This is a genomic window from Psychrobacillus sp. 05T411, from assembly GCF_056396485.1.
The window spans coordinates 1-25554 of record NZ_JBFTLO010000029.1; the positions used below are offsets into that span (position 1 = coordinate 1).

The 25554-nt window shown below is 36.4% G+C and carries 21 protein-coding genes and 1 other RNA gene; 16 read left to right on the forward strand and 6 right to left on the reverse strand.

What is annotated here, in order from left to right; genetic code table 11:
• Positions 1-373: 373 nt before the first annotated feature.
• Together AC1DFT_RS17175 and recU are read right to left on the reverse strand one after the other, a co-directional pair.
• A complete protein-coding gene (locus AC1DFT_RS17175) occupies positions 374-3034 on the reverse strand; it encodes a PBP1A family penicillin-binding protein (RefSeq protein ID WP_478160260.1) in 2661 nt (886 codons plus the stop codon).
• A 21-nt stretch (positions 3035-3055) separates the two neighbouring features.
• A complete protein-coding gene (gene recU, locus AC1DFT_RS17180; protein WP_478160262.1) occupies positions 3056-3655 on the reverse strand; it encodes a Holliday junction resolvase RecU in 600 nt (199 codons plus the stop codon).
• A gap of 261 nt (positions 3656-3916) precedes the next feature.
• Between recU and AC1DFT_RS17185 the strand changes: the two genes are divergently transcribed.
• From AC1DFT_RS17185 to AC1DFT_RS17235, 11 genes are all read left to right on the forward strand, one after another.
• Entirely contained in the window at positions 3917-4072 is a 156-nt protein-coding gene (locus AC1DFT_RS17185) for a hypothetical protein (protein WP_402828053.1), read from the forward strand.
• 76 nt (positions 4073-4148) lie between these two features.
• Positions 4149-4523, forward strand: coding sequence for a YppE family protein (locus tag AC1DFT_RS17190; RefSeq protein WP_478160264.1), 375 nt, complete (start codon positions 4149-4151; stop codon positions 4521-4523).
• On the forward strand, positions 4510-6789 hold the full coding sequence (locus AC1DFT_RS17195; RefSeq protein ID WP_478160266.1) for a DEAD/DEAH box helicase: 2280 nt from the start codon (positions 4510-4512) through the stop codon (positions 6787-6789). Before AC1DFT_RS17190 ends, AC1DFT_RS17195 begins: the two co-directional genes overlap by 14 nt.
• Entirely contained in the window at positions 6779-8074 is a 1296-nt protein-coding gene (locus AC1DFT_RS17200; RefSeq protein WP_478160268.1) for a ribonuclease H-like domain-containing protein, read from the forward strand. The genes AC1DFT_RS17195 and AC1DFT_RS17200 overlap by 11 nt, the downstream gene beginning before the upstream one ends.
• 69 nt (positions 8075-8143) lie before the next feature.
• Positions 8144-8437 carry a cell division regulator GpsB gene (gpsB, locus tag AC1DFT_RS17205; RefSeq protein ID WP_478160270.1) on the forward strand — a complete coding sequence of 98 codons (294 nt, stop codon included), beginning with the start codon at positions 8144-8146 and terminating at the stop codon, positions 8435-8437.
• Between the two features lie 63 nt (positions 8438-8500).
• Positions 8501-8886: RNase P RNA component class B (gene rnpB / locus AC1DFT_RS17210), an RNA gene on the forward strand.
• A gap of 87 nt (positions 8887-8973) precedes the next feature.
• On the forward strand, positions 8974-10698 hold the full coding sequence (locus tag AC1DFT_RS17215) for a putative bifunctional diguanylate cyclase/phosphodiesterase (RefSeq protein ID WP_478160272.1): 1725 nt from the start codon (positions 8974-8976) through the stop codon (positions 10696-10698).
• Positions 10698-11825 carry a THUMP domain-containing class I SAM-dependent RNA methyltransferase gene (locus AC1DFT_RS17220; RefSeq protein ID WP_478160274.1) on the forward strand — a complete coding sequence of 376 codons (1128 nt, stop codon included), beginning with the start codon at positions 10698-10700 and terminating at the stop codon, positions 11823-11825. Before AC1DFT_RS17215 ends, AC1DFT_RS17220 begins: the two co-directional genes overlap by 1 nt.
• A gap of 97 nt (positions 11826-11922) precedes the next feature.
• Positions 11923-13818, forward strand: coding sequence for an ATP-dependent DNA helicase (locus AC1DFT_RS17225; protein ID WP_478160276.1), 1896 nt, complete (start codon positions 11923-11925; stop codon positions 13816-13818).
• A gap of 24 nt (positions 13819-13842) precedes the next feature.
• The gene (locus AC1DFT_RS17230) at positions 13843-15342 is read left to right on the forward strand and encodes a carboxypeptidase M32 (protein WP_478160278.1); all 1500 of its coding nucleotides are present in this window, start codon (positions 13843-13845) and stop codon (positions 15340-15342) included.
• 614 nt (positions 15343-15956) lie between these two features.
• Positions 15957-16154 (forward strand): hypothetical protein, encoded by a 198-nt coding sequence (locus AC1DFT_RS17235; RefSeq protein WP_478160280.1) that lies wholly within the window; start codon positions 15957-15959, stop codon positions 16152-16154.
• A gap of 92 nt (positions 16155-16246) precedes the next feature.
• Here the strand turns inward: AC1DFT_RS17235 and AC1DFT_RS17240 are convergent, their stop codons facing one another.
• From AC1DFT_RS17240 to AC1DFT_RS17255, 4 genes are all read right to left on the reverse strand, one after another.
• Positions 16247-17914, reverse strand: coding sequence for a b(o/a)3-type cytochrome-c oxidase subunit 1 (locus AC1DFT_RS17240; protein ID WP_478160282.1), 1668 nt, complete (start codon positions 17912-17914; stop codon positions 16247-16249).
• A gap of 1 nt (position 17915) precedes the next feature.
• Positions 17916-18392, reverse strand: a complete 477-nt coding sequence (locus tag AC1DFT_RS17245; protein ID WP_478160284.1) for a cupredoxin domain-containing protein — start codon at positions 18390-18392, stop codon at positions 17916-17918.
• Between the two features lie 20 nt (positions 18393-18412).
• Positions 18413-18535, reverse strand: coding sequence for a cytochrome c oxidase subunit 2A (locus tag AC1DFT_RS17250; RefSeq protein ID WP_478160286.1), 123 nt, complete (start codon positions 18533-18535; stop codon positions 18413-18415).
• Between the two features lie 244 nt (positions 18536-18779).
• On the reverse strand, positions 18780-19232 hold the full coding sequence (locus tag AC1DFT_RS17255) for a chemotaxis protein CheX (protein WP_478160288.1): 453 nt from the start codon (positions 19230-19232) through the stop codon (positions 18780-18782).
• 497 nt (positions 19233-19729) lie between these two features.
• Between AC1DFT_RS17255 and AC1DFT_RS17260 the strand changes: the two genes are divergently transcribed.
• The 5 genes from AC1DFT_RS17260 to AC1DFT_RS17280 all read left to right on the forward strand — a co-directional run bounded on the left by AC1DFT_RS17260 (position 19730) and on the right by AC1DFT_RS17280 (position 25554).
• Positions 19730-21076, forward strand: coding sequence for an alkaline phosphatase (locus AC1DFT_RS17260; RefSeq protein WP_478160290.1), 1347 nt, complete (start codon positions 19730-19732; stop codon positions 21074-21076).
• A 662-nt stretch (positions 21077-21738) separates the two neighbouring features.
• Positions 21739-22068, forward strand: coding sequence for a hypothetical protein (locus AC1DFT_RS17265; protein ID WP_478160292.1), 330 nt, complete (start codon positions 21739-21741; stop codon positions 22066-22068).
• A gap of 1233 nt (positions 22069-23301) precedes the next feature.
• Positions 23302-23952, forward strand: a complete 651-nt coding sequence (locus AC1DFT_RS17270) for a PepSY domain-containing protein (RefSeq protein WP_478160294.1) — start codon at positions 23302-23304, stop codon at positions 23950-23952.
• Between the two features lie 79 nt (positions 23953-24031).
• Positions 24032-24799: an ABC transporter ATP-binding protein gene (locus tag AC1DFT_RS17275; RefSeq protein WP_478160296.1), complete on the forward strand. Its 768-nt coding sequence runs from the start codon at positions 24032-24034 to the stop codon at positions 24797-24799.
• Complete coding sequence (locus AC1DFT_RS17280; RefSeq protein ID WP_478160298.1) at positions 24796-25554, forward strand: ABC transporter permease subunit; 759 nt, start codon at positions 24796-24798, stop codon at positions 25552-25554. The genes AC1DFT_RS17275 and AC1DFT_RS17280 overlap by 4 nt, the downstream gene beginning before the upstream one ends.

Here is a 25554-nt window from a genome sequence, read left to right on the forward strand (position 1 = left end):
AAGTGATGAAAGTGATGAAGCGTAACGCATATGGTTTTCGTCGCTTCGATCACTTTCGGGCAAAGATTTTATTAAATATAAAGTATAAAGAAATAGGGGTACATCTTGGTTAAGGGCTGGGTGAAAATCACATCACCCCAACATTTGACGTTGAACCTTTTATATTGTAAGAAAAAGGATAAGGGCAACTAGTTTGGCAAGGGGAGCAACCAAAAGTAGTGAGTGAGCAACCATTCCAACCATCAAAGCACTCAATTCTCCTATAAAAGCAACCAAAAACCTAGGCAAAGCAACCAACTGCCAATTTGCCCGATTATTCCGCTATACCGACAAAAAAAAGAGCAATCCGATGTCGGATTACTCTTTTATTATCTTATGGATTATTGGAGTCGGAATTTTCTTCCCCACCGCTAGTTCCATCTGGATTTGTATAGTCGTCAGGGTTTACTTCTTCATTGGGATCGCCATTGTTATTGCCATTTCCGTTATTACCTCCGTTACTATTTCCATTATTATTACCATTTCCGTTATTGTTTCCATTGCCATTCCAATTTCCATTATTGTTTCCATTACCGTTCCAGTTTCCGCTACCATTGTTATTCTGGTCTTCAGAATTTCCATTTTCATTCGGTTCGGTAGGAGGAATTTCTTCTAGCTCTTCTTCCACGAACCCTTCTAATGTAAGGGAAACGGAAGCCGGTTCACTTCTTACTTCACCAGAAACTGCTGTTACAGAGAATACATACGTACTTCCCGGGATGAGACTTTGGACAATCAGTCCTGTTTGATCCGTTGTTTGTAGGATTTCCGAAGGTCCGTTGTCAATTGCTACGGATACTTCAAACTGTACATTTTCTTCTATATTTTCCGGTCGTTCGAAGTCCCACATTAGTGTTGCAGATAAAGTAGGATTGTCAAGGTCGACGGATAAATTGGTTGGCGCATTTAGCTCTAATTTTTCGAACTCTTCGGACACGGTTGTTGGTTCTGTGCCTTTTACAAATAACTCGGTTCTTTTTAGTTCATCCGGTGTAAATTCACTTGCTAATTGAAGCGGGTTCGACCCTCTTTCAATAGTCGCTTCCACTACGGAATTTGGCTTACTGAATCTCTCTGTTGCCACACCTTCTGAAATATTAGCCATAACTTTCTTGAAAATAGTTTGCGGTAAATAACGTTCATCATTTGTTGTCATCGGTGTTTTCTGCTCTGGGTAACCAGACCAAACGGCGATCGAGTAGTTGGTTGTGTATCCAGCGAACCAAACATCCGGGAATGCACTACTTGGTAAATTCCATTCTTTCATTTGGTTAGCGTCATAGTTCGAAGTCCCCGATTTACCAGCAATATCTAAACCACTAATAGCTGCTTTTTTAGCTGTTCCTTTTGTTAATACATCTCGTAATACATCCGTTACCATATAAGCTGTAGAGTCTTTCATTACTGCCTTCGATTCAGGTCGATAGCTCTTTTCGGTTTTCCCGTCACGGTAGACAATTTTATCAATGGCATACGGTTCTGTATGGATACCGTTATTACCAAATGCTGCATATGCACCAGCCATTTGAATAGGGGACATTGATTTCGAAGTACCACCGATTGCAGTGCCTTCATAAACTTCTCCTATATCGATGCCAAAACGATTAATAAACTCTTTCGCGTTTTTCGTGCCAACTTCTTTTAACGTTTTCACTGCAGGAACGTTTCGAGAATTATAAAGGGCTTCACGCATGGTCATCGCACCTTTATATTTTCCATCAAAGTTACGTATATTTTGTTCCGTACCTGTATACTTCATTGGTTCATCTACAATCGTTTGACCAGTAGACCAATTTAAAAATTCAACGGCTGGACCATAATCGATCAAAGGCTTAATAGTTGAACCCGGGGATCTAAGTTTCATATCGTAAGCAAAATTAAAGCCACGTTCTACACCGTAATTACGGCCACCGCCTACTGCAGCAATTGCGCCTGTTTTCGTATCAATAACCGCTACAGCTGATTGAATATCTTCCGTAGGGAACATATCTGAATTTAACGTTTCTTCCACTTGTTGTTGTGCTTTTGGTTGAAGCGTTGTATGAATGGTGATTCCTTCTGAAATGGTATCACCATCTCCATGTTTTTCTAATTCATCCAAAACGACGTCAATAAATGCATCATATTTTGTGTTTTGTTTGGCTACACGTTCTTCCTCAGGGAGTAAAGAATCCTCTATTGGAATTGCCTGTGCGGCTTTCATTTCTTCATCTGTAATTTTGTCATGCAGATTCATCAAATGTAGAACTGTATTTCTTCGTTTTTCAGCAAGGTCCGGATTTTTAAACGGATTATATGCATTTGGTCGTTGCGATATTCCCGCTAGAACAGCATACTGATCTAATGTTAAATCTTTTAATTCTTTTCCGTAAAAATACTTAGACGCTGTTCCGTATCCGTAAATTCTGCCGGACATCAGTACTTTATTAAAATACATTTCAAAAATTTCTTCTTTATCATATTTTCGTTCTAATTGAATGGATAAATATGCTTCTTGCGCTTTACGTTTTAATGTTTTTTCATTTGTTAAGAAAGAGTTTTTGATCACTTGTTGCGTAATCGTACTAGCGCCTTGTTCGCCAAAACCATGTGTGATGTTGGCGAGTACAGCTTTGCCTAATCGCAAAAAATCCACCCCAAAATGTTGGTAAAAACGTGAATCCTCGGTAGCGATGATAGCGTCATGCATTTCTTTAGGTATTTCATCGAAAGGTACATACTCTCTATTTTCTGCACCAAGTGTCGCAAATAGTTCTCCATTAGCATCTAGAAGTTTAGGGCTAATTGGATCTTTCAACGAGCTTTCATCTAATTTAGGGGCTGAGCTCGCGTAATAAGCGAAAAGCGAACCTCCTGCAATGAGCCCTACGATACCTATTGCAACTATTGTTATTAATATTCGTTTAATCCAGAGCTTCGCTGGTGTATTTGTCTTTTTCTTTTTTTGATGTAATTGTTTTCTTCGTTGTTCACKAGTTTGTTTTTGCTCACTCATAAACTTCTCCTCACTTTCACTTTATGCATATAAGTCATTAACTATTTTTAAATAATCAATTCTTGGTGCATATTTGGGCATAATTTCTATTGCATGTTCTTCAAATTCTGCTAGAGCAATAGATTTTCTTCCTCCAGCCAGCATTCGATCCCAAAAATGCTGTAATTGGTCAAATGGTAAATAAAAATAACGGTCCACTGCAGAAAAACGAACGAGTAAAAAACTGATGCCTTGTTGTTTCACCACTTTACTCATATGTTCTACTTGATGAAGATGGACGTTTTTTAAAGGAAACGCTGTTCTATTTTCCGTTTCTTTTGCTTCAAAGTCAATATATTTCCCTTCATATACCCCGTTAAAATCTGTTGTGGATGGAGTTCGGTAGTAAGCTTCTTTAATAACGGCACTACTTCTACTTGGATAATCGACTTTTACGACTTGAATTGGAATTGGTTTTTTATAAATGACTGCGATTTCGTGTACGAGATAGTATTCATTTGCATCGCTTAGTTCATCTTCTAATGTTTTACCCCTATTACTAAAGGAATAATCTTTTCTTTTTTTTGTTTCTGTTTCCTTTTTGGGAGTGTACAGTTTCCCGTTCGGATAACGAATAGCCAAGATATTCACCTCTCTATGCTATTAGTTTATCACTTTTTGGTGGTAAGACTCCACCCCAAGGCGCAAGATGAAGGGTTTGTAGCCTAACACAAGATAATTAGACGTTAATCGTTTCTATTTAGTTTCATTCCATCAAAAATTATTGATTCTGCAGTAACTTGTCGACTTTCTACTAGTTTTGTCCGTTGAAAAGAACGTTTGTCGAGTGGGAAGGGATTTATTAAAAAACAAGGAACATACTCTAAAAAGGGAGGTAATAAAATGAATAAAATCGAACGTATTATTGACCAATTAGAGTTGTTAGAATTTTTACTGGAAGATCGGCTAAGTGATGAACAGGAACAGTTTGAAAAAGACTTTAGTAAATCATCCTTTCGCTTGCTAGGTAAACTAGAAAAAATCGAAAACCAATTATAAAGAATGTACGTTCGTTTGCAACTAGTAATCTATGCTGTAATTTGTTACACTATTACTAGAATGCGGGGGATAAAGAATGTCGTTATTGCGTTTAAGTGAACAGTTAGTAAAAGAATGTGATGAGAGCATTTTACGCTTTCAATTATATAGAGAACAAGACAAAGAACCTGATTTTTTTGGTGAAGTAAAGCCTCATGCCTACAAAATTGATGAAGTATTGCTAGAATGGGAAAAGCTCGTTCGAACATGGATTCAAGTGAAGCGACCAAAATATGTACATCCAAGTCAGATTGACTCTTTACTTGAATCCATGAAGCAATTCATCGTCCAATCGTATTATAAAGGGACAAGCAAGAAACGATTTCTAAAATCGATTCATTCAGCCAAATATACGTTAGAAACAATTATTCATGCAATCAAAGAAGTGGGGGATGAGTATGCGAACGAATAAAAGCATACAAGAATTGTTAGATGACTGGAAAGTAGATGCAAATCGAGCTTCCAGAATTGAGCATATTCACGTAATGGAAGAGAAAGAAGCAATATATGCTCCTTTCCCGGAAAAAATGCATCCTTCTATTCAAAAAGCATTAAAAAGCCGTGGAGTGGATCAACTATATATCCATCAACGACAAGCCTTTGATGCTGCAACACAAGGAAAATCCTATACGACCATTACCCCAACCGCCTCCGGAAAATCGCTATGTTACCATCTGCCGGTGCTTCAATCGATATTAGAAGACCCAACCTCGCGTGCTATTTATTTATTTCCAACAAAAGCATTAGCTCAAGATCAAAAAAGTGATTTAAATGATTTAATCAAAGCAAGCGAGGAAGAAATTCTAAGTTTTACCTATGATGGGGATACGGAACCGGGCATTAGACAAAAAGTACGAAAGTCAGGACATATTGTTTTGACCAATCCAGATATGCTCCATTCAGGGATACTTCCTCATCACACAAAATGGGTATCTCTTTTTGAAAATCTAAAATATATTGTGATTGACGAAATTCATACATATAAAGGTGTTTTTGGAAGTCATGTGGCACATGTCATTAGAAGATTAAAACGCATTTGTGCTTTTTACGGAAGCAATCCGCAATTTATATGTACATCTGCAACGATTAAAAATCCGAAAGAGTTAGCAGAGAATCTAACGAATACAAGGCATGAACTGATCGATCAAAATGGTGCGCCATCTGGAAAAAAACATTTTGTCTTTTATAATCCACCGATTATTCATCCAGTATTCAATGTTCGACGAAGTGCCATTTTAGAAGTGCGAGATATCGCACAAGAATTGTATATAAATGGAATTCAGACCATTGTATTTGCTAAAAGCCGGGTGCGCGTGGAAATGCTTGTTACTTATTTACAAGCTTTAGTGAGTAAAAAGATTAATGACCAAACAATTCGAGGCTATCGTGGTGGTTACTTACCTTCTGAACGTAGAACGATCGAAAAAGGATTAAGGGAAGGCGTCATTCGGACGGTAGTAAGTACGAATGCTCTGGAGCTTGGTGTCGATATAGGACAACTACAAGCATGTATTATGACTGGTTACCCGGGAAATATTGCCAGTGCTTGGCAGCAAGCGGGTCGTGCTGGAAGAAGGCAAGACGAAGCGCTTATTATTTATGTGGCACAGTCTACTGCACTCGATCAATATGTAGTGAAGCATCCAGCATATTTTCTAGGTCAATCTCCAGAAGAAGTTAGGATTCATCCAGATAATATGATTATTTTAATGGATCATTTAAAATGTGCTGCATTTGAGCTGCCTTTTACGACGGTGGATACCTATGCCGAGTTTTCCATTCAAGAATTACTCGCTTTTTTAGAAAGTGAAGGGATTTTATTGAAAACGGCTGATAAGTGGCATTGGATGTCTGAAAGTTTTCCTGCAAGCAATATTAGCTTGCGCTCCGCTTCGCAAGAAAACGTCATCATTATAGACCAATCCACCCCTACGAAAACGAGAGTAATTGGGGAGATGGATCAATATAGTGCTATGACGCTTCTTCATGAAGAAGCGATTTACTTACACCAAGGCACGCAATTCCAAGTAGAAATACTCGACTGGGAAGAAAAGAAAGCATTTGTAAAAGAAGTGGATGTCGATTATTTCACGGATGCTAATATTGCCGTCGAGTTAAAAGTATTGAGTGAGGACAAAGAAAGAGAAGCATCGATTGGAACGCTTCGATTTGGGGATATTATCGTTTTAGCGCAGCCGACGATTTTCAAAAAGATTAAATTTGATACGCATGATAATATCGGCTCAGGGAAAATTCATTTACCGCCACTGGAGTTGCATACCTCTTCGACTTGGTTTAGCTTTGATAAACCAAGCGATTGGACAGATACGCTATTATCCGATGCCATGACAGGGGTTGCCTATGCACTACATGCATTTATCCCATTATTCATACACTGTGATGCAAAAGATATTCACGTAGTACCACAAGTGAAGTCCATTAATGCGGAAAAGCCGACTTTTTATATGTATGATAGTTATCCAGGTGGAATCGGGTTATCAGAAAGAATGTATGATCTTTGGAATGCGCTCGTTCCAAAAGTAATGGAACAAGTGGCAACATGCCCATGTACAAATGGATGTCCTGCGTGTATTGGAGCCCAAGATGCAGAGCTAAATTTGAAAAAAGAAGTGATTAAACTTTTTTCTTTATTGCAGGTGAATCAGCATGTCGTATGAAAAGAAATTAATGCAAATGAAAGGCCTCATAAAAAAGAATACGGTAAAAGATGAGCCAAAAAAGGAAGTGCCTACTCTTACACTTCCTTTTTATACGGACCGATGGAAAGCAGCGGGTCTAAATTTAATACAAAATGAAAAAGGTTTTTTGTTTGTGAAAGAAACTTTTTATGAGCTGTCGCATATACATGGAAACATTGGGCTACATCATTTGCATGAAGCAATCACCTTTATGCAAAAAAAGTATCCTGAACACCCACTGACAATTGCACCAAATACCCCTTTTTGTTTTTATGATACGGAAACAACTGGTTTGAAAGGGACAGGTGTGCTTATCTTTTTAAATGGCGTGTTAAAGCAAGTGGAAAACGGTTTTTTATTAACGCAGTATGTGCTAGCAGAACCAGGCCAAGAATCCTCTTTTTTGTATGAATCAAAGTTTTGGAAAACAGCGCAGACGATTATTACCTACAATGGTAAAAGTTTCGATTTGCCTCAGTTGGCAGCGAGATGGACAATGAACCGAAATACGATTCCTCCACTCTTAGAACATGCGCAAATCGATTTAATGCATTCTTCTAAACGAATTTGGAAAGGGGATCTGGAACGATTTAAGTTAAAACAATTAGAAGAGCAGAAACTAGGTTTTGTCAGAAAAAATGATATTCCTGGCCATCTTGCCCCGATTATTTATTTTGACGCGGTGAAGCATGGAGATCCTACTAACTTAATGAAAGTGTTAAAGCATAATGAGTGGGATATTTTATCACTCGTAACGCTTTATATTTTATCCGTGAAGCTATTAAAAGAAGAGGAAGTAGTGGAGTCCTCTATAGCGTATACGAATATTGGCAAATGGTTTAGAGATTTAAAATCAGTGGACGCAAGTATCGATTGGTTCCAGTTTGTCATTGATGAATTCGAAGAAGCGGAAGTAAGTGTGGCCTATTATTATGTTGGATTGCATTTGAAAAAACTGCAATTTTTCGAGGACAGTATAGAAGCATTTCAAGCAGCCTTACTTAAAATAGTCGGGAAATATCGTATCGATGTTTATATGGAACTAGCAAAACTTTACGAGCACCGGAAAAAAGATTACGAGATGGCTTTAGAAATAACGAGGAAATGCGCGGAATATTTAGCGGAAATGCCTCCTGTGATTAGTGAAAACCAGCATGTACGCTTGTATCAGGATCTTCAAAAACGAGAAGCGAGAATAATTCGGAAATTAACTATTTCCCGGGAAAGCGCACAACCTAACAAAAAGCGCGTTTCCCAGCCTTAAAATGCTCCATTATTCGACATCGTTATGCTATAATACGTTTAGTGAAACGTAACGGAAGGAAGATACCATATGGAAACAAAATTAAAAACTTCAGATATACTTGAAAAAGAATTTAAAACGGGCCTAAGAGGCTACAATCAAGAAGAAGTTGATATTTTCTTAGATGACATCATTCAAGATTATGAAGCTTATGAAAAGAAAATTTCCCAACTTCAGTTAGAGATTAACCAACTAAAAGAAGAACTTGCAGAAGCACCAAAGAAAGTGGCACCTGCACCACAAGTTGGAGCAACGAACTTTGATATTTTAAAACGACTTTCTCATTTAGAAAAGCATGTATTCGGCAGTAAATTGTACGAATAATTATATTAATTCATATGCGTTGTAAGTCGTCCAAATATCGATTATACTAGTATTACCACTTATATATCCGGGCAATCGCTGCAATGCTAGATCATTGTAGAGGAAAGTCCATGCTCACACAATTCTGAGATGAATGTAGTGTTCGTGCTTAGTGAAAAGATAAACTAAGGCAGCTAATTTAGCTGACGGCGGGATGAAGGCCTAAGTCTTATGATATGGCTGACAATCTCTGAAAGTGCCACAGTGACGAAGCTGTATAGGAAACTTTACAGGTGGAACGAGGTAAACCCCACGAGTGAGAAACCCAAATTATGGTAGGGGAATTTTCTTGAAGGAATTGAACGGATAGAAGAACGAGAAGTAATTTTCGTAGATAGATGATTGCCATCTACATCGTACGAGGTAAAGCACCGTTTGAGTACCGTAGAAACAAAACATGGCTTATTGGGTGTATGAGTGGCTATACTTAATAATTACAAAGCTCTCCAAGCTAGGAGAGCTTTTTTTTCCTTAAATAGTAAGAGGGTGGTGTAGAAATGGGCACGAAGCAACCATTTGAACAACTTTCTTTATATCCCAATAATTTAATAGAAAAAATATTCAACTCAACGACAGAAGGAATAATGATTACAGATTATAAGATGCGCATTTCCCTAGTTAATGCTGCTTTTGAAACAGTCACAGGCTATTCATTACAGGAAGTAAGAGGGGAAACGCCCAGTATATTACAATCCGGAAAACAAGACGCATGCTTTTATAAAAAGATGTGGACCGAAATAGAAAATTATGGTGTTTGGCAAGGCGAAATTTGGAACAGAAGAAAAAGTGGGGAATTGTATCCTGAGTGGTTATCCATTACAAGCATTGTAAATGGAGAAGGAGAAGTTATCCATTATTTCGGTATATTTTCGGATATTTCCCGAAAGAAATTCGTAGAAAAAGAAATAGAAGAACTTACGAGTACTGATCAACTAACAAATTTACCGAATCGAAACTCATTTAAGGATTTATTAGACGGCTTAATTGATGCATCCGAAAATAATGCTAGTAAACATGCAGTGTTTTTTATAGACTTAGATCGTTTCAAACAGATAAATGAAACACTTGGAACTGAAATCGGGGATTTTATATTAACAGAAGTATCAAATCGTATTAATACAATTGTAAACGAGCAAGATCTTTTCGCAAGGTATGGTGGAGATGAATTTTTATTAACAAAAACAAATCTAGGCCATCAAAAAGAAGCGGCTCAATTTGCAAAAGAAATGTTAAAACTACTAAATAAACCGTTCTATATAAATGGAAATGAAATATATATAACATCAAGTATAGGAATTAGTCTTTATCCGCAAGATGGAGAAGACGTGGAAAGGCTTATTCACAAAGCAGATAAGGCAATGTATTTTGCCAAACAAAATGGACAGAACCAATACGCCTTTTACTTTGATGAATTAAAGCAAGATGCAAAGCGATTGCTTTTACTAGAAGCAGAGCTTAGAAAAGCGATTCAAAAGAAAGAATTTGTTGTGCATTATCAACCGAAAGTGTCATTAGAAACGCACCAAGTAATCGGGGTAGAGGCGCTTGTTAGATGGACAAATGACCAACTAGGCTTTGTATCGCCAGGGGAATTTATCCCTTATGCGGAAGACACGGGACTAATTATCCCGCTAAGCGAAGTAATTATAGAGAAAGTCTGTCTCGATATACTGGAGTGGGGCTTGCAAGGAGTGCAGTTACCTGTATCCGTCAATATTGCTGCGCTTCATTTTCAACAAGATGATTTTATCGAACGTATAAATTCAATCATTGTGCAGCATAATTGTAGTCCACAGCAACTAGAGTTAGAGCTGACGGAGCGAACGGTAATGAAGGAAGCAGAAGAAGTCGTCAATAAATTGATCACCTTAAAAAGTATGGGATTCAAAATATCCATCGATGATTTTGGAACAGGGTATTCTTCCTTAAGTTATTTAAATCGCTTCCCTCTAAACTATTTAAAAATTGATAGTAGTTTTATCCAACAAATTGTATCTTTGCAAGATACACAGGCTATTGTAGATTCCATTATTTTAATGGCACATAGATTACATATTAAAGTAGTAGCAGAAGGTGTAGAAACGAAAGACCAACTGAAGCTTTTAAAAGAAATGGACTGTGATATCATTCAAGGATATTACTTCAGTAAACCAATTCCCAGTTCAGAACTAATGGATTTTCTGGAACTTTGGGAAATTCATAAGCAAGAAAGGACTATATAATGACAACATTTAAATTAGTAGCAACTTCCGCAATGGGATTAGAATCCATCGTTGCCGATGAAGTAAAAGCATTAGGATATGAAACAACAACGGAAAATGGGAAAGTGTATTTTGAAGGAGACGAGCGAGCAATTGCCAAAGCCAATATTTGGCTACGTGTCGCAGATCGAGTTAAAATCGTAGCGGCTCAGTTTCCAGCAAAAACATTTGATGAACTTTTTGAACGGACAAAAGCCATTCAATGGGAGAAGTTTTTACCTGTAGATGCAGCATTCCCAGTACAAGGGAAATCCGTAAAATCTACTTTGTTCAGTGTACCCGATTGCCAGGCAATTGTGAAAAAAGCAATAGTAGAGCGATTGAAACTTGCCTATAAACGAATCGGATTTTTAGATGAATCTGGAGCAACCTACAAACTCGAAATTAGCATTTTAAAAGACGTTGCGACGATTACAATAGATACAAGTGGTGCAGGACTTCATAAACGTGGCTACCGCCAAGACCAAGGGGAAGCTCCTTTAAAAGAAACGCTAGCAGCTGCACTTGTGAAAATTTCTAAATGGAGCCCTAGTCGTCCATTCGTAGATCCATTTTGTGGATCAGGAACGATCCCAATTGAAGCAGCGATGATTGGTCAAAATATTGCGCCAGGCTTTAATCGCGATTTTCATAGTGAAGCTTGGTCTTGGATGCCTAAAACGATTTGGGATGAAGTACGCAATGAAGCAGAAAATCTTGCCAATTATGACCAAGAGCTTCAAATCATCGGTACCGATATCGACCATAAAATGATTCAAATAGCAGAGCAAAACGCATTTGAATCAGGCTTTGCTGATTTAATCACTTTTAAGCAAATGCAAGCAAGTGATTTTTCTACATCTTTAACAGACGGAGTAATGATTGGGAACCCACCTTACGGAGAACGTATTGGGGAAATTGAAGAAATTGAGCAAGTCATTAGTGATTTAGGTCATTTGATGAGCAAATATCCATCTTGGTCCGTTTATATGCTTTCTTCTATGGAAAACTTCGAAAATGCATACGGCAGCAAAGCGACGAAAAAGCGGAAATTATTTAATGGTTTTATCCGAACAGATTATTATCAGTTTTGGGGTAAACGTTCTTAAAAAGTAAGGGAGACTTGGTTCTCCCTTTCTTTTACGTTATTTCCCATATTGGATTTTAGATGCGAAGGCAAAATTGAGGGAAGTAGGGAGTTTTACAATGAAAAATGCGTTACCATTTCAACTATCAAAAGATCGTTCTTTCTTCGAGTCGTTAGGAGATTGGATGGGGGATGTTCTATATGATGAATTACCCGAAAAAGGATTTGAATGCCGAGACGAACAAATTTTCATGGCCTATCAAATTGAGAAAACATTAAAAGAAAAAAATGTGTTATTTGCGGAAGCTGGGGTAGGTACAGGCAAAACAATTGCATACTTACTACCTGCTATTTCATATGCAAGATATACAGGCAAACCGGCTTTAATCGCCTGTGCCGATGAAACGCTGATCGAGCAATTAGTAAAAGAAGCCGGGGATATTTTTAAACTTCAAAATTATTTAGATATTAACATAGACGTTCGTTTAGCTAAATCACGCGATCAATATTTATGCTTGAAACGTTTAGAGGAAGCACAAAAAGACGGGGATAATGATTTCTTTTTAGAAGAGATTGAAGATCAAATTCCCGATTTCGTATATGGGCATTCATCTCTTCAAAAAATTTATCCATACGGCGAACGCAGCCAGTTTCCTGGTGTAAGTGATGCCGACTGGCAAAAAGTAAATTATCATCCGACACAACAATGTATGGTATGTGATGTTCGAAATCGCTGTGGTCAAACAATCCATCGTCAAAACTATCGAGAATCAACGGATCTAATCATTTGTTCGCATGAGTTTCTAATGGAGCATATTTGGACAAAAGAATCTCGCGTGCGAGAAGGACAATTGCCACTATTACCCGATGTATCGATGATTGTATTAGATGAGGGGCATTTACTTGAATATGCAGCGCAAAAGGCGTTGACATACGAAGTGCAAAGTGAAACACTAATTCAATTACTAGAACGCGTGATGGTAGACGGAGTTCGTGAAAAAACATTGAATTTAATGGAAGTATTGCAAGAAACGCATGACCGTATTTTTGGCATATTAAGAAAAAACAGCACGGAAGAAGAAAGCGAACGAATGAAAATCGAAAAAACACCAGAACTTATTCAAATATGCAAACAAGCGATTCGTATTACGGATGATTTGCTAGAAGAATTTGTGTTTGAGTCGGAGCTATTTACAATTCCTGAATATGAACTTCGAATGGTAGAGGAGTTTTTGGAGCAGTATGCATTCTCTTTACGTTTATTTACGGAAAAAGGGGATGGCGTAGAGTGGCTAGAAATCATTGATGGACATGAAACGCTAATCGTGATGCCTCGCCTAGTTACAGATATTTTGCACGAAAAATTATTCACTTCTCAATTACCAATCGTTTTTTCTTCTGCTACTTTATCGATTGAAAAAGATTTTACCTATGTTGCAGATTCTTTAGGTATTGAAAAGTTCCAATCATTCTCGGTGGAATCACCGTTTGATTATGATGAAGTGATGAAAATTTATACACATCCATCAAGTCAAGATGATAAAGTAAAACAAGTAGATGCACTTTTAGAAAATAAGCAACAAACATTAATATTATTTAAATCGAAAGTAGCTATGGAGCAATTCCGCTCTCGTACGACTTCTACCGCGAATATCGTATTTGAAGGAGATCGTGAGCTTTCAACCATCGTAAAAGAGTTTCAAAATGGCGATTTCGCAACTCTTTGCTCATACCATTTATGGGAAGGGCTCGATTTACCACAAGAAGCATTAACGCGAGTAATTATTTATGATTTGCCATTTCCATTAGCAGATCCATTATTTGATGCAAAACGATCATTTTCGAATGATCCATTCGAGGAAGTAGAATTACCATTTATGCTGTTAAGATTGCAGCAAGGAATCGGTCGTCTAATCCGTACTTCAAGTGACCATGGGGAAATTCATCTATTACTTAATGAAGATGAAGCGAAACTGGAAAGCAGATTTACAGGTATTTTACCTACAAATATATAACTTTCATTACAAGGGGGATTTGAAATGACGGTCGAACAACAATTTTTAGATTATGTGAAGAAAATTGGTGCATATAACGAAGCTTTAGGGGTTTTATATTGGGATATGCGTACGGGAGCTCCCAAAAAAGGGCTAGATCAACGTTCAGAAGTGGTAGGGGTACTTGCTACTGATGTGTTTAATTTATCTACTTCCGATGAACTAAAAGGGTTATTAGACGAATTGGAGCCTAGGTTAAATGTAGCGGATCAAGTGACGAATCGTGTATTTGAAGAAGTTAAAAAACAATATGATCTTAGCAAGAAAATTCCTGCAGAAGAATATAAAAAATTCGTTATTTTACAATCCAAATCTGAATCCGTTTGGGAAGAAGCAAAAGCAACGAATGATTGGGATATGTTCATGCCTTACTTAAAAGAAATGGTGGCAACATTAAAGCAGTTTGTGAACTATTGGGGAGTTAAAGACGACAACCCATATAATGTTTTACTGGATCAATACGAACCAGGGATGACTACGGAAGTATTAGATCGAGTTTTTGGAGAGCTAAGAAGCCGAATCGTTCCATTACTAAAGAAAATTGCGGATTCACCTAACCAACCGAAAACGGATTTCTTATTTAAACATTTCGATAAACAGAAACAAGAAGCATTTAGTTTAGATGTCTTAAAACAACTAGGCTATGATTTTGATGCTGGAAGACTAGATGAGACTGTGCATCCTTTCGAGATAGGCTTAAATCGTGGAGACGTTCGAATTACAACTAAGTACGATGAGTCCGATTTCCGTTCGGCAGTATTTGGAACGATTCATGAATGCGGGCATGCTATTTATGAGCAAAATGTTAGCGAAGAGTTGACTGGAACTCCTTTAGCTGGTGGCGCTTCTATGGGAATTCATGAATCGCAATCACTATTTTATGAAAACTTTGTTGGGCGTAATCCGAAATTCTGGGAACAGAATTATGAAAAACTACAAAGTTATTCGCCGGAGCAGTTCGGCGATGTTTCCATGGAAGACTTTTTAAGTGCTATTAATGAAGTAAAGCCTTCTTTAATACGAATTGAAGCAGATGAACTGACATATGCACTGCATATAATGATCCGCTATGAAATTGAAAAAGGGTTATTTAATGGGGATTTAAAAGTAGAAGATTTACCGGAAATCTGGAATGCTAAATATGAAGAATATTTAGGAGTGCGACCAGAAACAAATGCGGAAGGTATTTTACAAGATGTACACTGGGCTGGAGCAAGCTTCGGCTATTTCCCATCTTATGCCCTTGGATATATGTACGCTTCTCAATTTAAAGCAGCTATGTTAAAAGACATCCCTCATTTTGATGAGCTATTTGAAAAAGGCGATTTGTCGCCAATTAAAGCGTGGCTTACACAAAATGTGCATCAATATGGAGCGTTGAAAAAACCGCTTGAAATATTGAAGGATGCAACAGGGGAAGGGCTTAACGGCAATTACCTCGCAGATTATTTAGAAGAAAAGTATACGAGGATCTACCAACTTTAATTAAGAAAAAGAGAACTAAGCTTAGGGCGAACGAGTTCCGTTTCCTATCGCAAGCATTAAAAATGTTATGCAAAATAGACCTTCAAATTGTATGGTAATTTGAAGGTCTATTTTTGTTGGTATAAAGGGATTCTCATAATTATTTTGGTAGAATTTATAGTGCAATTTGTATATTATAAAGTGGGGATACAATAGCCAGTGTACCACAGCACAATATACTACATTTTTACTTACAAATCGATATACAAAAAAATAGATGGTTAGGCTAAGTTAAACTTTATATTGATTTCTCTGTGTATAAAAAATAGACGGATAAATTCCGGCTTAATTGGGAAATACCCATATTTCCTTAAAAATAAGGGGAGTTTTTCCGCTTATATTAACCAAATCTTTGGATTTTGTCTTATTTTGAGTAATTAGTCGGAATATCTCCGCTTATATTCGCTTCTTAGACTTCCTACATATACATTAGCAGGAAATTCTCCGCCTATGAATTCTCATACTAGCCTTACATAGTATAGTAATCACAATCTATTTATTAATCAGATAATTATTACTTTTATGTTAATGTATTAGCATAGGAGGTGAATTTTGTGAGCAAATGAGAAAGATCATTGCTATTAATCATTGTCATGGGTGTTCTTGCTACGGCAATTGGATTACCATTGCTATACGGCCTAGGTGTCCCTTCATTTAGTGTTGTATTAGTTGCTTTGTTTGGGGAAGGTAGTATTTGGGCTTTATTTTTTTCACTACTACTAATCCTTTCAATTGCTTTCGGGGTAGGGAAGATTATTAAAAGTTATAACTAACACTGCATGATTAATGAACACATAAAAAAACGCTAAGATATTTGCATCTTAGCGTTTCTTATGTGTTCGTTATTATGCCAAAGATTTATTCATTACCACAATTTATATCCTTTAGATCCAGGCGGCGCATTTTGAATTATTTCGATAACAGGAACCGTATAAGCAAACAAGATTAATGCAATACAGATTGTTAGCCAAATCTTCCAATTTTCAAGTGCCATTGGTGTTTTTTCTGCATGCTCCGAAACTTCCGCGACTGGAAATTCTGTTTCTCCTTTTGGAGCAAACCAGATTAAATTCGCTACTATATAAAGGATTAAAATGATCCCGATGAATAGAATAGTACCGCCAACTGCTTGCGCTATTTGATAAGGGATCCATTCAGCAGCTTGTGCAGATCCTCCGTAAGTAGAAAAGTCTGAACGCCTTGGTGCACCGAATAGCCCAACAATATGCATCGCTCCTGACATAATGGACATACCGAAAGTCCAGACAATGGTTTGAATAATTGCTAATCTGTTCATTTGTTTCGTCATTACTCTACCAGTCAAATGAGGGATTAACCAATATGCTGCACCGAAGAATGTTAACAAAACAGTTGTTGCAACCGTTAAATGGAAATGTCCCGTTACCCAAATGGTATTGTGTATTAACTGGTTCATTTGGTGTGAAGCATTAATAATTCCACCAGCACCAGCAGGGATAAATGCTACCATTCCGATAAAGGGTGCAAAGAAACGTGCGTCTCCCCAAGGTAATTTTTTGAACCAACCTAAAACACCTTTTCCTCCAAGTGCACGACCACGAATTTCAAACGTTGCAAACATCGAGAAAGCAGTTAGTAAGGAAGGAATGACAACCATCAATGTCAATACAACTTGTAAGAACTTCCAAAAAGAACTGATTCCAGGCTCTGTTAATTGATGATGGAACCCTACAGGAATAGAGAAAAGTAAGAATAGCATAAATGATAATCTAGCAAGAGAATCAGAGAAAATATTCCCGCCAATAATTTTTGGAATAACCGCATACCAAACCATATATGCTGGTAATAACCAGAAGTAAACAAGCGGATGACCGAAATACCAGAACAATGTACGAGAAAGCAATACATCTACTTTATCTACCCAACCTAGAGACCATGGTAATAGTTGGAATAACACTTCGACTGCTACTCCTAAGGAACAAATAATCCACATAGCTAGGTTAACGACAACCATAAAAGTTAGTAATGGACTTGGTTGCCCCGGATTTGCTCTACGCCATTCTACATATTTCGAAATTAGTCCTGCTCCACCGATCCAAGACCCGACGATTACCAATGCTAGCCCTGCATAGAAAATCCAATGTGCTTGTAATGGTGCATAAAATGTATATAATACGGAAGCTTCGTTCAGTAAAATCATAATAGACGATGCAGTAGTACCAATGGTCATGACCCAAAAACCAATCCAACCTAGCAAGCGTTGTTTATCTGTTAATGTACCGGATGTTCTACTTACTACAGCAATTTGAAAACCAAATATGAAATATGTTGTTAAAATAAGACCTAAAAGTACTCCGTGAATCGTTAATATTTGATAATAGCCAATTCCCCATGGTAGTGTGAACGTTCCAGAACGCACTAATGTTTGTAATAAACCACAAAGGCCTCCAATTGCTAGTGCGATGAAAGCGACGTAAACATGTGCTAGAGCTAATTTGCCATCTCTTTTATCTACTTGTATGAAATCTTTTGTTTTTTCGGCTATAGTTGCCATATTACTCTACCACCTTTAGCATAGACGACATGGAAGAATGTCCAATTCCACAGTATTCGTTACATAATATTAAATATTCTCCTGCTTTATCAACCGTTGTAACATATTCCGATACATAACCAGGTTCTAGAATCATATTAATATTTGTTCCAGCTGCTTGGAAACCGTGTACTACATCTTTTGTTGTTGCAATAAACTTAACTTTAGAGCCAAGTGGAACTTCAATTTCAGGTGGATTATAATAAAAAGCAGATGCGACAAAAACAACTTCGTAGTCCCAATCTTTCCCTTCTACTTTATGAACACCTGGTTTGTTAAATGGTGCAATTTCATCGACACGCTCAGGATCTACATAGACTTTTGCACTCGGTGGATGGGAACCGTAATGGAAAGCACTAAATCCAACAATAACTAAAAATAAAACGAGGGAGCCAATTCCAAATGTGAGCCACCATTTTTCGTATTTATGAATATGCATAGTTGTATACCTCCAATAAATTAAAATCGATCAATAAATAAGTAAAATGCCATGAACCATGTAACTAATATAAATGCTCCGAGGAAACCGACTGAATAAAGCGTACCTTTTAAATCAGGCTCTTTCTCCCGTTTTTTCGACATTTTTTTCACCTCCCATATTTGTTTTGTATAGTTATATCATAAATACATTTTTAAATAGAGGATGTGATAAAAATCACACATATGGCGCGATTATGTGAATTAACTGTGAAGAATGTATCATCCCATTTTTCGTATACCCGGAATGCAGATTAATGATCACTATTAAAAGAAAAGTCAGTTATTTATTTTTTCAACAAAAAAAGAACTTCCTTAGTAGAAAGTTCTTCTGTGTTAGTTGTAGTTGCTATTCATCGATAGTTAAAATAATCGTTAAATTCCCAATTCCATCAATGTCGACAGGTAATTTGAAGGCATGTTGGAATCCGAATAATCTCGTTGTTCCAACTATAACAGTAGGGGGAGTAATATCAATTTCCACTCCATTTGCGGCTACGGACGTACATAAATTACCTGCAATCATATTGCCAAGTTCACCAGTAAACGATTCAAGCATCTCGCCTTCTAAAGGCATTCCGAACATAGTCGCTCCGATTCCAGAGAAACAATTAGAAGTTGAATCTATAATAATCCTACCTTTAATATCACCAATAATACCTATTAGGACACCCATTTCTTTTTGCTCAAAAGGTTGTACCATAAGTGAAGGGGACTTTATATCCATTGGAAGAGGGATAACAGATTTTAAAGATTGTATAGTTCCATTTAATATAGTTTGTATATGCTTCGAAGCACTCATTTTTTTCCCCTCCTAATCATACATATAGTTCAATTTTAACATGAATACCAGTAAAAAAGAATAGAAAAATGTAGAAAATGGTGAATTAATGTGTTATTGTGTAAATGAGAATGAATTTCAAATGCATTTGAGAGGATGTTTTTCATGTTAGCTTTGATTATTGGTTCCACTGTTCTCTTATTTAGTGGAATAACAGCTTATGTATTACGTTCCATAGCTCCCCAACCAAAATAATTATTTATGTTAATCCAGAAAATTCTGAATGTAAATTTTGTTAAGATAAAATCTAATAGTTCTATACATTTTTATTGAGGTTTACTAAATGTTCCATAAACACACTTCTTTAGAAGTGTGTTTTAATATTTCCAATAATTTCATTTAGGTAAAATGACTGAAAATTTGTCATCGAACATTTACCGCTCCTTCATTCGCTATTAATACATAACTAATAAACTATTAATAGCAACAAAAATAATATTTTTTAAGGAGAGGTATTCATGTTAAAAAAAGTTGGTCTTATTGCGCTAAGTACTGGACTTGTTCTTTCAGGAGTAGGTTTAAGTAATGCAGATGCAGCAAAAAAAGAGGTTACTTCAAAAGTTAAACAAAATGTGAACGGACCAGTAGAAAATGTTATTTATATGATTCCTGATGGATTTGGTGCAAATCACGCAGCAAATTACCGTATTTTTAAAGGGCAAGAGGCAGTATGGGATTCATATATTAAGGGAATGTACACTACTTATTCAGCAAATGCAGATATCACAGACTCGGCTGCTGCTGGTACTGCGATGGCTGCTGGTATAAAAACAAATAATGGTGTGATTGGACTTGATCTAGAAGGAAACGAAGTAAAAACAATTCTTGAAGCTTCAGAGGAAGCAGGGAAATCTTCCGGTCTAGTTGCCACTTCTACGATTACGCATGCAACCCCGGCTAGTTTTGCTTCTCATGTAGAACATCGTAGTAATGAGACAGAAATAGCCCGCCAATACATCCAAGAAAGCGGTGTAGATGTAATTTTAGGTGGCGGTAAAAATTATTTCATACCAACTTCAGAAGGTGGTAAGCAAACGGAAATAAACTTAATAGATGAAGCGCAAGAAAATGGATTTGAATTCGTTGAAACACGTGCACAATTAGAAAATGCTGAAAACGTAAATGTAGAAAAAGGAGAAAAATTACTTGGTCTATTTGCAGCTAACGCACTTGCTCCTGAATTTGATCGCGATGAAACGGAAGAGCCTAGTTTAGCTGAAATGACAGAAACGGCAATTGATGCTTTAAGTCTAGATAAAGATGGTTTCTTCTTAATGGTAGAAGGTAGTCAAATTGACTGGGCAGGCGAAGAAAACGATGCTGCTTACGCTATGCATGACACAAAAGCTTTTGAAGAAGCTGTGCAAGAAGCAATTGAATTCGCCCAACAAGATGGCAAAACATTAGTCATTATTGCAGGAGATCATGAAACTGGTGGAATGTCAGTTGGTTCAGCTACATCATCAAACACGGCAGCGGAGATTCTTAAAAATGTAACGGCTACTGGTGGATTTATGGCGAGTCAATTAAATGAAGACCGTTTAAATGTAAAAGAGGTCGTACGAGAATACACTGGAATTGAATTAACAGAGGATGAAGCAAAAACTATTCAACAAGCAGAAAATGCAAAAGTTGCTATTAATAAAGTTTTAAGTGAACGTGCAGGTGTCGGCTGGACAAGATATGGTCATACGGCAGCTCCTGTTCCTGTATTTGCATTTGGTCCACAATCCGATAAATTTGTAGGTATCCACGATAACACAGACTTACCAAAAATAATTGCAGATGCAATGAAGCTTAAATGATTTTTTTGAAAAGTTAGAAAAACTTAGTATATAGTTCAAAATGAACAGACTATAGCCATGCCCGCCGAAATTGGGATTGGCTATAGTCTTTTTTTATCAAGGTTATAATTCAAGATGATTCTTCTTTTTAAAAGGAAGTTGTGGATTTCGAAAATAAAGGAGTAAATGTGTGAGCTTTATGGAAAGTAAGTGAATTTGTATAACTACGATGGGTTTGCTAGAAGAAGGATTAAGGAAAGAAGGGATAAAAAGAAGGAATAAATGAAGAAAAAGTTGCATTTGAGCGAGTTGACCTAAAAAAGGTTTTGGAAGAACTAATTAGTTCTTAAAGAAATGAAAAATGACAATACTTAAGAAGACCCCTACTTAATCGTAAAAAAGAAGAGAGCGTAAATAATTCTATGGATTACGGTCAGTATCAGTACTGACACTTCCTAACCATTTTCATTCTCTGGGGTGCAGCATTTTTTGTACTGCATGGATGGCTAACGGGTGCTTTACTTGAAGAGCGTTGAGCTACTTAGATGCTCTTTTTTCTTGTTCAACTAACGGTGCAGGTTAGTTGAAAAGTGTTGTTTATCTTGTATTAAACAATCTGACAATATAGTCGAATAATATAGTAATGTAATAGTTAAATAAATTAAGGGGAATGATTTTAAATTATGATGTGTACTCAGCCAAAGGTTGTATTCAAAAGAGCCATTAGTTTTTTTATATTTGCAGCAGCCTTAACAATTATTGCAACGATAATAACATACATAATCAATCCGGATTTAAAAGAAGTAATGGGAGGTTTAGATAATAGGTTACCGGACCAAACAAAAGAATCTACAGGCTTAGATAAAGTTTGGTCATATATTGTTAATAAAGGATTTATGGTACCTTTGCAAATGTTTATTTTATCCTTGATTCCAATACAATTTTTGTATGTCATAAATATATCTTTACCGTTTCACTGCGTGGAGTTGCCTATGGGCTTGCTTTACAAGTAGATTTGGAAAAAGGCTTTGATATAATAATTTCTTCTATCCCACACTTTATCTTTGAAGTTTTTGCTTTATGCTTACTTGCAGCGGTTCTTTTTGAATTAAATCAAGATGTTAGGGTAAAGTAAAAAAATTTATTTAAGAAAGATAAAGAAGGTACATCTTTTATTAAAAAATTCTTAGAGACAATAAGAAAACTTATTGTATTTTTGTTTTACCGATAATCATTGCAGCGGCATTTCTGGAAACTTACATAGCTGATATCATATTTACTTTATTTCAATAGCAGATGTCAATGGATAGATTGGTAAATACCAATTAGAAACCTTTTAGTTTGTGAACGATTGTAATTAAACTCCCATGAAAATTAAAAAATGCCCAAAATCTATAAAATTGCATAACAAAAGAGACTCGGAAAAAGCTTTTTTAAAAAAGGCTGAGTCTTCAGGAGGTTTATATCGAGTTAAAAGATAAATCTGGAACCAACCCCATTCTTTATAGAATAAAGGCAAGGCTTGTGCAATAACCAGAGTAGGATTAATCTCCCATGAGTGCTACTCATGGTTAGAAGAAATACATGAAATGATTACAATGTTTCTTCATACTCTCTGACAAGTTTATAAAAGTAATCTTTTTTACTCCAATTTCTTGCATTGCTTTTACTGCAGTAATCTCTCCCGATTTCCAGCTAGCATACGGTTCTTTAAACTCCTCAGTGACCGTAAACTTGGGACGTCAAAAAATTGTGCCGTTTTGCAAAGCCACATCAATTCCTTCAAGCTGCCGTTTTCGAATTTGAATGTGTTTCATTCATCAAAGTGGACCATAAGTGGTCAATATTAAACATTTAAATTATACATATACGACTTATAAACATTCACTTGTAGACCATAATCCACATGTAGATCACACTTCTTTTATCAAATTGTTACCCTCCAGTAATTCATATCAATTATTATTTGTTTTATCAAGTATGGATTATTTCGTGAAAAGTTGATAAATATCTAATACATATTTCGATAATAAAAAAGAGGTGTGAATGAAAATGTAAGAGTATAAAGGTGAAGCTTGTGGAGAAGAAATAGCAGGAATTGCACACTAGTGAACACGTTAGAAAATGAGAAAATCCTCACTAAACTTTCATCAACTTCTTAAAAAAGCTTCGTTAACTTTTCATAACCATCTGGCAGAATAAAGGCTGTAAGAAAGATTCACAATATTTTTTTAGGAGGAATACAGATGAAAAAGAAATTAATCATTCCAGCTTTGGCAGCAACACTTATAGGAGGAGCAGTAGTAGGTAATAGCGTATATTCTACTGCGTTTGCAAGCAATAACGCAGCTACAACGACTCAAGCAGAAGATCAAAAAGACGATGGCAATATTTCCAATCTTCAAGCAAAAGCAAAATTGACATTAGATGAAGCACAAGTAATTGCACTAAACAAAGTAGCAGGAACAGTAAAAGAATCTGAATTAGAAGATGAAGATGGTGTAATTGTTTACGGCTTTGAAATTCAAACAGCTTCTGGTGATGTAAATGATGTGAAAGTCAATGCAATAAATGGAGATATCATTAAGATCGAAAATGATACAAATGACGATGAAAATGGAACGGAAGAAAATGATGGGGAAGAAAATGATGATAATATTGCCGAGCTTCAAGCAAAAGCAAAACTGACTGTAGATGAAGCGCAAGCAATTGCTTTGAAAGAAGTAGCAGGAACAGTAAATAAGTCCGAGTTAGAAGATGAAGATGGCGTAGTTGTTTACGGTTTTGAAATCCAAACAACTAACGGAGTACAAGACGTGAAAATTGATGCTGCTACAGGAAAAGTAGTGAAAGTTGAAGCGGACAATGAAGATGAAGGACAAGAAGGAAACGAATAATCGGAGTTTCTAAAGGGGAAAGGTGGTTATCCCATCTTTTCCTTTTTTTCTTTTAACAATTATTATCAGGAGGTACAATATGATCCAAACGAAGGATTTAACAATGCAATATCCAAATGGGTTCACTGCAGTTAATCATCTAAATTTACATGTAAATAAAGGCGATATTTATGGTTTTTTAGGTCCGAATGGTGCTGGTAAAACAACGACTATTCGAATGTTAGATGGACTATTAAAGCCAACAGCTGGAGAAGTTGTTATTCAAGGGAAAAGTGTTATACGAAACGAACGAGAAATTCGAAAAATGATAGGGGTATTGCCAGAATCGCATGGCTACTATAACTGGATGACCGGTGCGGAGTATTTACTATTCTTTGCACAACTTTATAGTGTGAGTAAAAACAAACAAAAAGAACGGGTGGAAGAAGTACTTCACCAAGTTGGAATGACTAGTAAAGCAAATATTCCAATTGGGCAATACTCTCGAGGGATGAGACAAAGAATCGGTATTGCAAAAACGATTATTCATGAACCCGTACTTATTTTTTTGGACGAACCTACACTCGGTTTAGATCCTCAAGGACAAAGAGATATCCAAATGATTTTACATGATTTAAATAAAAAACATGGGGTTACGATATTCATCACTTCTCATTTGCTAAAAGAAATCTCGGAAATATGTAATCGAGTGGCAATTGTAAAAGAAGGAAACTTAATAGAAGAAGATTATTTAGAATCTCTTTTGAACAAGTATGGTTCACTGAAAGTAGATACTACGGAACCAATTACGTTGGAAGAGGTTTTCTTTTATCTTACAGATCAAGAAGATAAGGAGATGAATCTATGATAGCGGCACTAATCGGAAAGGAAATAAAGGAAAACGTTTTTTCTAAAAAGAGCTTGTGGATATATTTTGCAGTGACACTATTGTTTAGCGGTCTTGCGTTAAGCTTTGTCTCCGTTAAAGAACTTAGTTTACTTGCTMAGGTAGAAGTGAATATGACATTTATGAAAGTAGTTTTAGGAATTAGTATTTTAGTAACCATCATTATTGGATCGAATATGTATGCAGGAGAAAGAGAAAGAGAAACACTCGAAAGTCTTTTATTATCCCCATTGTCTAAAGCACAAATTACATTTGGAAAATTAGTAGGGTTGCTCTTATTTTGGTTCATCATTTCTTTATTATCTCTACCTTACTTTTTTGCACTCTCCATGGGTACAGATATATTTGTGAAAGCACTAGTGTTTCTTTATCTAATTTGTTTTCCTTTAGTCATTGGATTTGCAGCTTTATCGCTAGGGTTTTCCGCGATACTTTCATCTACGAAGAGTTCTACACTCTTATCATTTGTTTTATTTTTAGTAACGGCAATACCAATGTTCTTATCAACGACGATGAAAAAAAGTGGGTTTGCACATATGGTGGACACAGTTAGCCCATTATCACGATCCCTGCTGACGTTAAAGGACTATTTTATGAATCGACTGGGTTTTGGGGTACTGATGGTGGATTTACTGCCAGTAATTATCTTCTTAATAATAAGTATTGCACTATTGTTATTTGCAAATAATAAAATTACGCTTAAAGGAGGAGAATAA